Consider the following 12,178-nt stretch of genomic DNA (forward strand, 5'->3'; position numbering starts at 1 on the left):
TTAAACCATGCGAATTCACGCTTTTTCCATTGTACATTGCAATGGGTGCTCATTTTCTAATGCGTATTGATTAACTTGTTCAACTTTTGTTTCTGCTATTTCAGCAGTAAAAGTACCGCATCGCCCCTTTCCTTTATAATGAATCTCTAACATTACGTCGGTCGCCTTATCTGAGTTCATATTAAAAAATCGACACAGCACATCTATGACAAAATCCATCGGCGTATAATCATCGTTAAGTAACACAACAGTATACATAGGGGGCTTTTCAAATTGCTCTACAAGTTCGTCTTCAAGGACTTCTTGATTATCTAGTAACTCTTTCCACTTGCTCATAATTTTATATTAGTCTGTACCTAGTGATTTTGCTTTAACATTTAAAAAAATAAATATTCAATTAACTGATAAAATTAACTTGATTATTTATATAACTTGTCTACTGTTTACTTTAGTGATTATTTTTTAATCATTAATACATTTATGTTAATGCTTTTATGCAAGCATACCTAATTACCGATGTAGAAGGAAGTTGAAGTATGGCTCACGGGACAGTGAAGTGGTTTAATAATGCAAAAGGGTTTGGTTTTATTCGTCCAGAGGATGGTGGTGAAGATATTTTCGCGCATTATTCAACAATCCAAATGGAAGGATACCGTACATTAAAAGCTGGTCAAGACGTTGATTATGAACTAAATGCAGGCCCCAAAGGCCATCATGCTGCTAGTATTACACCTGATGAAATTGAAGCTATGGGTGAAGAATAATTTTCTATTGCGCTGCAATAATACAATAAAATACCTGTTTGCTCATCTAGCAACCAGGTATTTTTTTATCAGTGCTTGTAACTAATTGAAATAGAGATACCCAAGCGAAACATAAGCAACATAAAACAAGAGTAAAAAGATTGATTTTAGTTTGCCTATTGAATGACCAAACAATAAGAACACGGTCAATACCAACGTAATAAATAATAAAGCCCACTGATCAAACTCGGCAAATCTTCCTTGGAACGAAATGGGTGAAATTAAAGAAGAAACACCAAGAATACCCAGAATATTAAAAATGTTACTGCCAACAACATTTGCAACAGCTACATCCATGTGTTTTCTTAATACCGCCATTACCGAAATAGTAAATTCGGGCAGTGATGTCCCTATAGCAACTAAAGTGAGCCCTATAAGCGCGTCTGATACTCCTAAGGCTTTGGCAATAATCGTTGCTCCCGTAACAAACCATTGTGCTCCTAGCATAAGAAAACCTAAACCGAATGCAATCGATAATATCACCAGCCAAGTTTTGTGAGGTTTAGTGTGTAGCTCTTTTCCTTCAGCTTGGTGGAGTTTATGCGAAGCCGTATTATGATTTTTCTCTTTGTAAATGGTGAAACCTAAATAAGCCAAAAGCGCACTAATCATCGCCACACCAGAAATAATAGAGAAAGAACCGGTTAGCCCTATTAAAATCAGTAAAGAAACAGCACCTAGCATCACTATCGCATCACGTTTAAGGGCAGACTGTTTAAACGCCAAAGGTGCTATTAATCCACAAGTACCAATAATAAGACCAATATTACCTATATTACTCCCCATGATGTTCCCTAATGCCACAGCTGAATTGTTATTCATTATGGCATTTACTGAAACGATTAATTCTGGCATGGAGGTGCCAAAACCAACAATGACTAAACCACTTAAAAAGGGAGAAACGTTAAGTTTGTTCGCCGCAGACATGGCACCACGTATCAAAAGTTCACCGCCAATGATTAACATCAACAGTCCTGCAATCATCATTATATAATTCATTAATTTACCTGAAAATATCCAACAAAAATATTTTCTATATTATATCTTTAAAATACCAAAAAGATGACAGTTTTTTGTAGGCTTTGTTGACGTTAACTTCTATAATTGTGAATATTATGATCAATAAAAATATTAAGCCTTAAATCTTGTTTTACTTCATATCCAGCCTGTTATTATCCGGCTTTTGGTTTTTACTTACTGATGGTGATCTTGCTTCATTGCTTGTTGGTGTTGTTTTTATCCCCATGAGCATTTTTGTATCTGCCAAATTGTCAGAAAAAACCGACAGTGCTAACCGCACTTTTTACATCAACATTGCTAAAGTACCTAAATTCATTTGGTTTTTCATTTATCAATCGATAAAGGGCGGAACCGACACAGCAGTGCGAGTATTCTCTGTTGACATGAAATTACAGCCTGAATTTATTCACTATTCAATTAAGCATTTACCGGCTGGTTCACCAATGAACTTATTTATGAACGTGGTTAGCTTATTGCCAGGTTCGGTAAGTGTTATTAGAGAGCCTACCCGTGTACTGGTTCATGTGCTAACAGTTACCAGCAGTTCATTAGAAGATATATATCAATGTGAACTCGCTATTTGTGAGCTTTATCATTTAGATATTTCTCCACAAGAAAATTATTCATCGACGAAAATAGCGAGTAAGTAATGACTTTTTTTTACACTTTCGTGGTTATCATTTTGTTAATCTGCTTAATCGTTGGGCTGCTCAGAGTATTAATTGGCCCTGATAACGCCAACCGTATGTTAGCGGCACAATTATTTGGCACTATAGGCACAACAATCGTTCTTGTTTTTTCGGTATTACAAAATAACGAAGTTATCACTAACGTTGCTTTAGTTTTTACCTTATTAGCATCGATTACCGTCATTGCCTTTTTAAAGTTAGCAGAGCAGCCGATCGACAACGTTAGCCCATCAGAGAATCATAAACATGATAGCTAATATATTTACCATCATAATGTTGTCATTAGGATGCCTATTTTTTATCGCTGGGACGATAGGACTATTACGCTTTCCTGACGTATTTTGTCGCCTACATGCTCTGACTAAATCTGATAATTTAGGCGTAGGTTTAATCACCTTAGGGTTACTACCACAAGTTAATAGTGTTTCTATGGCAATAAAAGTCATCTTGGTATGGGCATTATTATTACTGACAAGTGCGACGAGCTGTCATTTAGTGGCCCGCCATGAACGCAGAAGACAAATGGTGGAACATGATGGTAATCAGCACAACAACGGGAACAATAACAAATGAATAGTGAATTATGGATTGATATCTTATTGTGTCTTTGCGTTTTAGTTATTGCCGGTTCAATGTTCTTAGTCAAACAGTCGTTCACCGCCATTGTATTATTTATTAGTCTTGGACTGGTGATCACCCTTTGCTGGATCCAGTTGAATGCCATTGATGTTGCGATCGCTGAAGCAGCCATTGGCACAGGTTTAACGGGAGCAATGTTGCTAGCGTCATGGCGCAAACTATCAATAGATAAGCCCACAGATAAGAAGGGTCGAGGTGATTTTTGATAAAATTTTTAGCAAAAAATAGTGATGTTATTGAAAAAACGCTCATTATTATTTTAGTCACCCTGTTTACTGCATTTTTCATTTTTGCTTTATTTAACCAGGCACCACATGGCAATGAACTACAAGCGTTAGCGTTAAATTCGCTTGATAAAACGGGTGTAACGAATATCGTTACCGCTGTGCTGTTAAATTATCGTGCTTACGATACTTTTATTGAATTTGCTGTTTTTTTAGTGGTGGCGATAGCCGTGTTACCCTACATATTAGATACCCCTGTTTTGACCTTTACCCTTCAGGAAGAATCGCAAGTCTTACTGATCGCCAAGGTATTTATCCCCTTAACCATTATTATGGCCGGTTATTTACTGTGGATTGGTTCAACAAAGCCCGGTGGCGCTTTTCAAGCTTCGGCTTTGCTAGCTGGCTGTATAGTTTTATTATCATTAGCAAACGTACAAGTTATCGATTTTACTAAACTACGCTATCGCTTGTTAATGTCGTTAGGGCTAATCGCTTTTATTGCTGTAATACTACTTCTTTATTTGCAGTCCCATGCTTTTCTCACGTTTCCTGTTGAGTTAGCCGGTGCCAGTATTTTAGTGATCGAATTTTTTGCAACTTTCGCGATTGCCTTAATATTATTTCTTTGTTTTGAATCGATTAACAAAGGGCATGCGTAATGGAATTATCCCAAACTAATTTATACACCCTTTGCTCAATTTTATTGTTCGCTATTGGCTTGCTAGGATTTTTATTGAATAGCGACTTTATTCGTAAATTATTGGGCCTAAATGTCATTGGAATTGCTATTTTTATGTTGCTACTTGCTATTGCGCATACCTACCCTAATGCTATTGACCCTGTTCCTCATGCCATGGTGTTAACAGGAATAATAGTTGCTGCAGCTGGTACCGCTTTAGGTCTTAACTTAGCCTCTAAAATAGCCAAGTTTGCGCGATTAGTACAAAAAGAAGAAGCGGCTACACAATCAGAGTCGGTCTATGAAAATAGTAGCAATGATACTCAAGGTCGAGGTTAATTTGATTAATAATTTCATTACAACTTTTTCATTACCGGCATTAATGATACTCCCTATGGTTATTGCTATTATTTGCTTTGTGGCAGGTAATACGAAATTAAGCCGGCTAATCAGTGTTATTAGCTCGATAACGTTAGTGGTTATCTGTGCTCTACAAGCGGGTTATGTTTTACAACAAGCCGTAGCCATTGAGTTAATTATTGGTGGCTGGCAGCCGCCACTAGGCATAAGATTATCGATTAACGAATTTAGCGCCATTATGCTGTTAATGACCTCGACAATAGGTTTAGCTATCACATTTTACAGCACACAATATTTTGATGATAACGAAAAAGAAGTCCGCTTCTGGCCTTTATGGTGGTTTTTAATCACCGCCTTAAATGGTATTTTTATCTCGTCTGATATTTTTAATACTTATATTATGCTCGAGCTCTTGGGGCTTTCTGCAGTAAGTTTAATTGCTATTCAAGGCACGCAACAAGCACTACAAGCATCATTTCAATACCTATTAGTTGGCCTGTTTGGTTCGTTAATGTATTTATTGGGTGTGGCTATTATTTATCGTACTTATGGCGTTCTCGACAATCAACTGGTTGCTAATTTAGTTGAAAGTAATAGCAGTATGCAGTTAGCGTTAGCCCTTATTACCTTGGGTATGATGATGAAATGCGCTTTATTTCCATTACACTTTTGGCTACCTTCAGCCCATTCCAATGCTTCTGCGCCAGTAAGTGCAATGTTGTCTGCTTTAGTGGTTAAAGCCGCATTTTTTATCCTTTTTACCTTTTGGTTTAAAATTCTCGCGCCAGTGGTTACATTTACGGCGGTGACTATAATGGGTATATTTGGCGCCATGGCGGTCATTTATGGCTCATATCGGGCTTTTACTTCACCCAGATTAAAGCAATTAATTGCCTACTCTACTGTTGCACAAATTGGTTATTTATTTCTCGCATTTCCGTTAATGTTTACCACGCCTGATTTAGCACGAACTGCAGTCATTTACTTTATTGTTGCCCATGGCTGTGCAAAAGCCGCGATGTTTTTAGCCGCCGGCGTTATTCAAAAAGCGATGGGGCATGATCAATTATCACAACTGCAAGGCATAGCATCACAGCTCCCCATTAGTATTTTTGTTTTTGCGGTAACCAGTGCTAGTTTAATTGGGCTGCCGCCAAGCGGAGGTTTTATTGCTAAATGGTTATTATTGAATAATGCCGTAGAAGCTCAACAATGGTGGTGGGTATTAACCCTCTTTATTGGCGGCCTATTAGCGAGTGCTTATCTATTTAGAGTACTCAATTTGGCGTTTACCACACCGACTCAGGAAAACTCACTTACCGCTTTAGCTATCAGTGAAAGTAAGCTTTTAGGTGCAGTTGGACTCTCTGTTATTACCATCATTATTGGTTTAAATGCGATGTGGTTAACTAACCTAATTACGGGTAGTTACTAATGATTAATGTTGTAAATGAGCTTCAAGGACAATTAGCATGTTAAACGACTGGCTACCGCTTATTATTTTAATCGTTGCCTTTAGTACCGGCATTTTGATGATGGTCATCGATGAGAAAAATGAAAAATTCAGAACATCTGTTAATTTAACGAGTGCGGCAATTAATATTATCTTAATTGGCATAATGCTCTTGGGCGTTTCTCAAGGCGCTGTATTTGAAACAAGATTACCGCTATTACCTGATATTAACTTAGTACTCAAAGCTGATGCTCTGTCTTTAGCCTTTGTGACACTATCGGGCGTGTTATGGTTTTTTACCACTATTTATGCTGTGGGTTACTTTAAGAAAGGGAAACACAAAAGTCGATTCTTTGGCTTTTTCAGTCTCTGTGTTTTTTCAACCTTAGGAGTCGCTTTAGCGGGTAATTTAATTACTTTTTTAATTTTTTATGAGCTCCTTACCTTAGCGACATACCCATTAATTGTTCATAAAGGTAATGACGATTCGTTGAAATCTGGTAAAACCTATTTACGTTATACGATGATCGGTGGCGCTATCTTAATGGTTGCGGTTGTCTGGTTAAAGTCTATCGCGGGTGCTTTAGATTTTTCAACGCCAGATATCTTACTTAATACCCCCAATATTGACCCGTCCACCATCACTATTATTTTTGTTATGCTGATGATAGGTTTAGGCGTTAAAGCGGCTTTATTTCCACTGCATGGTTGGTTACCTCGTGCAATGGCAGCACCCGCACCGGTTAGCTCATTACTGCATGCTGTAGCGGTAGTAAAAGCTGGAGCTTTTGGCATTATACGTGTGGTTTATGATGTGTATGGCGTCGACCTAGCAAGTTCTTTAGGTGTTTTACAAGTCCTGTTGGTCTTTGCATGTTTTACCATTATTTATGGTTCGGTTAGGGCTATTTATCAAGATGATATAAAAAAGCGTCTTGCTTATTCAACGGTTAGTCAGGTGTCATATATAACGCTAGGCATAGCACTCGCCGGCCCTATTGCGGCCGTTGGCGCTATTATGCATTTAGTGCATCAAGGGCTAATGAAAATCACTATGTTCTTTTGTGCTGGTCTGCTGGCTGAAACACATCACATTTATAAAGTTAGCCAGTTAAATGGCATTGCTAAAAAAATGCCGATCACCATGACTGCTTTTACCATCGCAATTTTAGGCATGATTGGTATACCGCCAATCGCGGGCTTTGTTTCTAAGTGGTACCTTGGTGTTGGCGCTATTGAAACAGGTAATTCTTGGGTAATAGCAGTGCTAGCGGGTAGTAGTTTATTAAACGCAATTTATTTCTTACCTTTGGTTTATCGCGCATGGTTCCTTGCTCCATCACAAGAGAATCAAGATACCGAGCACGCCAGTTTACCAAGACAATTATCCACACCGGTACATGCTACCCAACACGCAGAATTACCTGCAGAGCCACATACTGAGCATCAAAACCATGTAGAGAACAAACCAACGCTAGAAGCACATTGGATGATGCTTTTACCACCGGTTGTTACCATAACTTTTGCTATTTTGGCGGGATTATTCGCTAATAGTCAATACAGTGCATTAAGCTGGTCAAAGCTGATCGCAACCTCTGAATCTATTGGGTTTAATCAAACAACAACTCTTTTGCAATCGTCGATTTTACCTCAGCAAATGTCAAGCTGGTTAGTTTGGTCTATTATATTACCCTTGATATTAGCAGCATTAATTATCATACGCCCCAAAGCTATCAAACTTACCTATTTAATGCCACTTTGCGCCATTCCTGCTATTTATTTAGGCTTACAACCTGAATATTATTTTCAAAGCATACCGTTCTTATTTTTTGGTAGTGAACTTTCACTTGATAAGCTCAGCCAAGGTTTTCTATTGCTGGCGGGGCTATTATGGTTACTAAGCTCAACGTATGCTTTATTTTATCCTCATTTGGGTAATAATAAATCTAACTTTATGGCGTTATTTTGTGTCGCCATGGCCAGTAGTTTTGGTTTAGTACTGAGCACAGACATGTTTGGATTTTTGACCTTTTTTACTTTTATGAGTTTGTCGTCTTATGTGCTCATTATTAGAGATAAAACAGCCGCCGCAATATCAGCCGCTAATGTCTATATAAAGTGGGTCATTATCGGTGAAGTTGCTATTTTTAGTGCTTTTTGTATTCTCAATTATATGGACTTAACCCAACACACTGTTAGCCCAACGTTATTACAATTTATGGGACTGATGCTGATTGTTGGTTTTGGTATAAAAATTGGCTTGTTTGGTTTCCATTCTTGGTTACCTCTTGCACACCCTGTTGCTGCGGTGCCCGCTAGTGCCTTATTAAGTGGTTTTATGGTAAAAGCCGGTATGATTGGTTGGCTTAAGTTTTTCCCTTTTCAAGCAGATGATTTGGCCACATTCTCTCAGTTAGGTTTACTGACTATTGCCATTGGTGCCCTTGGCGCCTTTTATGCGGCAATAAAGGGCATGAGTCAAAAGGATCCTAAAGCGGTACTTGCCTATTCTACGGTAAGCCAAATGGGCATATTATCTGCTTGTTTTGGTGTGATATTAGTCTTTCCAGCACTTAGAGATGCAATGACCACGGCTATTATTTTTTATGCTATTCATCACGGGTTAGCTAAGTCGGCTTTATTTTTATCTGTGGGAATTACGCCACTATTAAATAAACAAAGTAATACGCCAGTCTATTTACGTGGTATGACTTATATCACCATGATATTACCTGCGTTATCCTTGGTTGGGGCAGCCTTTACCAGTGGTTTTTTCGCTAAAAATGAAGTCAAAAATTTGTTGAGTGACTTACCTTATTTAAAATATGCAATTATTGTCAGTGCATTATTTACCGGACTATTAATGTGCCGTTTTATCCATATGGCTTACTATAAAGGTCAGAAAAATAGCGCTCATGACAGTAAACCTCAATACCCATTACTGGTTGTTTGCCTAGTTAACACCCTACTAGTGCTGTTAGCGCCTTGGTATTTACTTAATGAAAAGTACACCTTAACCAGTTTATTATCACTGGTGACCATAAACAGCTTTATATCATCGTTAATCCCGATATTTCTTGCCGTTGTTGTCTATAAATTACTGGTGACCTTTAAACTAGACGGACGCGTAATTTTCAGCCTCGATGCATTCAAGCTAATAGCGATAAATAAGCCTTTCTCAACAAACGAAAAGCTAATAGCAAATATTGAGCAAGAGAAAGCTATTGATCTAGGCTTAATGGCTCAACTGAAATCTTTTATTAATAAAAAGCTCTCACCTCAGGAAGTCATGCCACTGAATATGCAGTCAACCTATGTGTCAGTCGTTTTAATCGGTGTTTGTATTTTATTATTAGTAGCGTTTAGCGTTTAAATGTAATGTGCCATCGTCTAATGAAAGATAAACAGCGATATTTACAATAATTCAGTTACAATGCAGGACTTTAGTCTATTAACTAAACACGACTAATAAATGGTTATGTTATTGGAGTACCAAATTGACGATAGAGCATGGTGATAACACAATAATTTTAAAAGAAAATATTATACATATAACGTTGAAAGGATCTTTTAATGAGTATGGTGCTGAAGAAGTCTCGCAAAAGACATCAGCAATAATTAAGTCGCTCAATCAAAATAAGTTTCTGATACTTGTTGATCTTTCAAACTTGGATGGTGCTACGCCAGACGCATTTAATATCTCTAATAAGTTTAATGAGTGGCTCAATGGTCAAAATATGGTAGCAAAAGCTATCGTTATTACTTCGCAGGTAATAAAAAGTATTGACCAACAATGGGTGCCCTCCAAAGCGGTTCAAAATATAGAGTATTTTGATAATGAAGACGATGCATTAGTTTGGTTAAACAAACAGATTTAATACAAAGTGTTTGTTTAGTTTTTATTTGAAATTCAAGATAAGTTGTAACTGAGTTGTCGTACACTAAAATAAATATTTTAGTGATAACGACAGATTTATATTATTATCACCTTCAATTAAGTGTTCTGCTACAAAATCTTGAGTATCTGGATAAACAATCTTTTCCCCCAGTAAGTTTTTTACTGTAAAGAACAACGAATATCGCTCGGTTTTATAATTATAATTCGCATTAAGTAAATATGAGGCTTGCGCTTTATTTCGCTTGCTGATCGTGCGTAATGAAAATCCCAAAGTTTGTCGCGTATCCCAAGGATATGATAGACCAAAAGCTGTGATAAACCTGGGGACAATTGCAGCTAATTTATCATCAGATATTTCCCTGTTTCCTTAGTGGCTATAAGCAAAATTAGCAAATACCGTGTAGTTTTTTAAAACACGTTGATAATCCAATTCAATACCACTTCGATCAAAACTGCCTGAATTAAAAAACTGACTAGATTGTTACTGAAACCTCTTTGAATAAATTGTAATTTTCAATGCGACGCTTTTCAAACTCCATACCGCTATTTAGCGTTAAATGATTATTCCAATGATAATCAAAAGTGACTCCAGTTCGCCAACGGGTATTGTTGTCACCATTATTATCAAAGCGAAATCCTCCGTCATTGCCCAAACTAAGTACATTTCGTGAGACGAATTGTAAATAAAATTGATTATATTCACTGTAAACTTGCATATTGGCGTGTTCAAACTGCCAACTTTTATCCATATGCAATAAATACCCCTTATGCTCTCTTTGTGTCGCGATGCTTAAAGGGGTTGGTTCGTCAGTATCATTGGTCATTGATTCAAACGTTTGAAAGTTGATATTAAAACTATAATAGCGAAAGCGTGCTAGCACAGAGGTCATTTCTTCTGTTATAACAATATTATCAAAATCTGATTTACCCTTTGGAAATGAAGGGGGTTGCGGTGTGCCCTCGAAGTAACTGGTAAAACCGTTATCTTTTTGAGACTCAACACCTAATGAAAAATGAGAGTCATCATTAAAAGCGTGAAAGTAATAACCGCCAACATTGAGTTTTTGATTAGAGTCATAATTTACGGCTAGGCTGTTGCCCGCTTTTTGTTTAGTGACGATTTTAATAACACCTGCAGAAGCATTGGTACCATAATAAATAGCACCAGGTCCCCTTATAACTTCGACATGGCTAATAGCCTCGATAGGAATACCTAAGAGCGGTATTTCAGAATGTAATGGCATCCAATAAGGAACATCATCGACTATGAAGAGGATTTTTTGGTTAAAGGCTTCCACTATTCCTCTGATCATTACGGGCGTGTCCCCCGCTAGGTTTTATTGGGGAACAAAGCTAGGGATAAACGACAACATATCTTTCAGGCTGTTAATACCCATCAAGGTTAAATCATTTTGATCATAGCGGGATACTATTGCAGGAGTTTGAAGAATCCGTTCAGAAGTATAAGAAGCAATATCAACCCTCACGTTTAACAGCTCTGCTAGTGATAGTTCAAAAATAGATTGTTGTTGTTCAAAACTCGTTTCAGCAGAGCTTATGCCAGTAAATAAAAATAATGATATCAAACCAAGTCGTTGACAAAATTAATGACTAAAGCTGGACCGCTTGACCGTATTACCATCTAAAGTGTCTCTACGTTTACTTTAAAGTTTAGAGGTTTTCCCTAAAAACACCAAGCTGATTAATGTGTATATCACCCAAATAAAGCGGGTCACCCTAGCGAAAAGCATAAAGTGAAACCAATGATTTAATTCAAAATCACACGCTGTTTTATGGTATGCCTCGTGCTGGATATTAGCACCAGGCTAATAAAAATACGGCTAAGTGATTTTATCAACCTCAGCTAGGGGTTTTTCCGGATTATAGCGTCAAACTAAATAGTACACAGTAGATTGGTGGTATAAAACGTTAAAAGAAATAAAGTCATGAGAAATAAAATTGCTGTTATGATTATTAGTGTATTGATTATAAAAATAATTAATACCAATACAGGTGTATTTATTAGTTCAATATCACAATTTTCGTTACTCCCTTTAATTCAACAGGCTAAAGCATTTAACTCTGAAATTTATCAAATAGATGACGGGTCAACTATTGATTTTATAGCGAAACGTAAAAACCCCTATAAGAATAGGAAAAATAAATATACCAAGCGGTGTCCAAATAAAAAAAGTAGCTGTGTTCATTTATCAACCAAGAAATCAAATCGACAGCAAGGTAATAAAACGGCTTAACGATTAAACTCATAGTTTTTGAACATTTCCATAAGTAGTCTCCTGTATTTATTCATTCGACAAGCCCCGCTATTAACTCAATGAATTATTATGATTTTCATTAAGTTACAGGTATTAATTTTATCAAGCCTGACCGATATATAAGTCACCATTAT

General features: G+C 37.1%; 15 protein-coding genes. 11 read left to right on the forward strand and 4 right to left on the reverse strand.

The features are described from left to right. Window positions 1-15: 15 nt before the first annotated feature. Window positions 16-336: an ATP-dependent Clp protease adapter ClpS gene (clpS, locus tag H4J57_RS14080; protein WP_070373659.1), complete on the reverse strand. Its 321-nt coding sequence runs from the start codon at window positions 334-336 to the stop codon at window positions 16-18. Between the two features lie 200 nt (window positions 337-536). Between clpS and cspD the strand changes: the two genes are divergently transcribed. Next, complete coding sequence (gene cspD / locus H4J57_RS14085) at window positions 537-764, forward strand: cold shock domain-containing protein CspD (protein WP_070373660.1); 228 nt, start codon at window positions 537-539, stop codon at window positions 762-764. Window positions 765-845: 81 nt separating this feature from the next. On the opposite strand, the gene H4J57_RS14090 is transcribed toward cspD, so the two are convergent. Continuing rightward, entirely contained in the window at window positions 846-1,802 is a 957-nt protein-coding gene (locus H4J57_RS14090) for a calcium/sodium antiporter (RefSeq protein WP_182222040.1), read from the reverse strand. A gap of 146 nt (window positions 1,803-1,948) precedes the next feature. Here H4J57_RS14090 and H4J57_RS14095 point away from each other — a divergent pair, with 146 nt between their 5' ends. The 9 genes from H4J57_RS14095 to H4J57_RS14135 all read left to right on the forward strand — a co-directional run bounded on the left by H4J57_RS14095 (window position 1,949) and on the right by H4J57_RS14135 (window position 9,748). Beyond that, entirely contained in the window at window positions 1,949-2,473 is a 525-nt protein-coding gene (locus H4J57_RS14095; protein WP_182216006.1) for a Na+/H+ antiporter subunit E, read from the forward strand. Then, on the forward strand, window positions 2,473-2,769 hold the full coding sequence (locus tag H4J57_RS14100) for a monovalent cation/H+ antiporter complex subunit F (protein ID WP_182243378.1): 297 nt from the start codon (window positions 2,473-2,475) through the stop codon (window positions 2,767-2,769). The genes H4J57_RS14095 and H4J57_RS14100 overlap by 1 nt, the downstream gene beginning before the upstream one ends. After that, a complete protein-coding gene (gene mnhG / locus H4J57_RS14105) occupies window positions 2,759-3,085 on the forward strand; it encodes a monovalent cation/H(+) antiporter subunit G (RefSeq protein ID WP_182216009.1) in 327 nt (108 codons plus the stop codon). Before H4J57_RS14100 ends, mnhG begins: the two co-directional genes overlap by 11 nt. Continuing rightward, window positions 3,082-3,357 carry a hydrogenase subunit MbhD domain-containing protein gene (locus tag H4J57_RS14110; RefSeq protein WP_182243380.1) on the forward strand — a complete coding sequence of 92 codons (276 nt, stop codon included), beginning with the start codon at window positions 3,082-3,084 and terminating at the stop codon, window positions 3,355-3,357. Before mnhG ends, H4J57_RS14110 begins: the two co-directional genes overlap by 4 nt. Next, window positions 3,354-4,037 (forward strand): Na(+)/H(+) antiporter subunit B, encoded by a 684-nt coding sequence (locus tag H4J57_RS14115; RefSeq protein WP_182243382.1) that lies wholly within the window; start codon window positions 3,354-3,356, stop codon window positions 4,035-4,037. The genes H4J57_RS14110 and H4J57_RS14115 overlap by 4 nt, the downstream gene beginning before the upstream one ends. After that, the gene (locus tag H4J57_RS14120; RefSeq protein WP_182216014.1) at window positions 4,037-4,396 is read left to right on the forward strand and encodes an NADH-quinone oxidoreductase subunit K; all 360 of its coding nucleotides are present in this window, start codon (window positions 4,037-4,039) and stop codon (window positions 4,394-4,396) included. The genes H4J57_RS14115 and H4J57_RS14120 overlap by 1 nt, the downstream gene beginning before the upstream one ends. After that, window positions 4,359-5,852 carry a complex I subunit 5 family protein gene (locus H4J57_RS14125; protein WP_182243384.1) on the forward strand — a complete coding sequence of 498 codons (1,494 nt, stop codon included), beginning with the start codon at window positions 4,359-4,361 and terminating at the stop codon, window positions 5,850-5,852. The genes H4J57_RS14120 and H4J57_RS14125 overlap by 38 nt, the downstream gene beginning before the upstream one ends. A gap of 37 nt (window positions 5,853-5,889) precedes the next feature. Continuing rightward, complete coding sequence (locus H4J57_RS20130) at window positions 5,890-9,243, forward strand: complex I subunit 5 family protein (RefSeq protein WP_182243386.1); 3,354 nt, start codon at window positions 5,890-5,892, stop codon at window positions 9,241-9,243. Window positions 9,244-9,367: 124 nt separating this feature from the next. Continuing rightward, on the forward strand, window positions 9,368-9,748 hold the full coding sequence (locus H4J57_RS14135; protein WP_182216019.1) for an STAS/SEC14 domain-containing protein: 381 nt from the start codon (window positions 9,368-9,370) through the stop codon (window positions 9,746-9,748). A gap of 493 nt (window positions 9,749-10,241) precedes the next feature. Here the strand turns inward: H4J57_RS14135 and H4J57_RS14140 are convergent, their stop codons facing one another. Continuing rightward, on the reverse strand, window positions 10,242-11,081 hold the full coding sequence (locus H4J57_RS14140; protein WP_182243388.1) for a TonB-dependent receptor: 840 nt from the start codon (window positions 11,079-11,081) through the stop codon (window positions 10,242-10,244). Between the two features lie 24 nt (window positions 11,082-11,105). Beyond that, window positions 11,106-11,354, reverse strand: a complete 249-nt coding sequence (locus H4J57_RS14145) for a hypothetical protein (RefSeq protein WP_182243390.1) — start codon at window positions 11,352-11,354, stop codon at window positions 11,106-11,108. Between the two features lie 360 nt (window positions 11,355-11,714). Here H4J57_RS14145 and H4J57_RS14150 point away from each other — a divergent pair, with 360 nt between their 5' ends. Beyond that, a complete protein-coding gene (locus tag H4J57_RS14150) occupies window positions 11,715-12,023 on the forward strand; it encodes a hypothetical protein (protein ID WP_182243392.1) in 309 nt (102 codons plus the stop codon). Window positions 12,024-12,178 lie beyond the last annotated feature (155 nt).

Source organism: Colwellia sp. BRX8-7 (assembly GCF_014077275.1).
Taxonomy (GTDB): Bacteria; Pseudomonadota; Gammaproteobacteria; order Enterobacterales; family Alteromonadaceae; genus Colwellia_A.

Excerpts from the sequence above, each read along its gene's own strand:
- clpS (WP_070373659.1), bottom strand. The coding sequence starts at position 336 with ATGAGCAAGTGGAAAGAGTTACTAGATAATCAAGAAGTCCTTGAAGAC.
- cspD (WP_070373660.1), top strand. The coding sequence starts at position 537 with ATGGCTCACGGGACAGTGAAGTGGTTTAATAATGCAAAAGGGTTTGGT.
- H4J57_RS14090 (WP_182222040.1), bottom strand. The coding sequence starts at position 1,802 with ATGAATTATATAATGATGATTGCAGGACTGTTGATGTTAATCATTGGC.
- H4J57_RS14100 (WP_182243378.1), top strand. The coding sequence starts at position 2,473 with ATGACTTTTTTTTACACTTTCGTGGTTATCATTTTGTTAATCTGCTTA.
- mnhG (WP_182216009.1), top strand. The coding sequence starts at position 2,759 with ATGATAGCTAATATATTTACCATCATAATGTTGTCATTAGGATGCCTA.
- H4J57_RS14110 (WP_182243380.1), top strand. The coding sequence starts at position 3,082 with ATGAATAGTGAATTATGGATTGATATCTTATTGTGTCTTTGCGTTTTA.
- H4J57_RS14120 (WP_182216014.1), top strand. The coding sequence starts at position 4,037 with ATGGAATTATCCCAAACTAATTTATACACCCTTTGCTCAATTTTATTG.
- H4J57_RS14125 (WP_182243384.1), top strand. The coding sequence starts at position 4,359 with ATGAAAATAGTAGCAATGATACTCAAGGTCGAGGTTAATTTGATTAAT.
- H4J57_RS20130 (WP_182243386.1), top strand. The coding sequence starts at position 5,890 with ATGTTAAACGACTGGCTACCGCTTATTATTTTAATCGTTGCCTTTAGT.
- H4J57_RS14140 (WP_182243388.1), bottom strand. The coding sequence starts at position 11,081 with ATGATCAGAGGAATAGTGGAAGCCTTTAACCAAAAAATCCTCTTCATA.
- H4J57_RS14150 (WP_182243392.1), top strand. The coding sequence starts at position 11,715 with ATGAGAAATAAAATTGCTGTTATGATTATTAGTGTATTGATTATAAAA.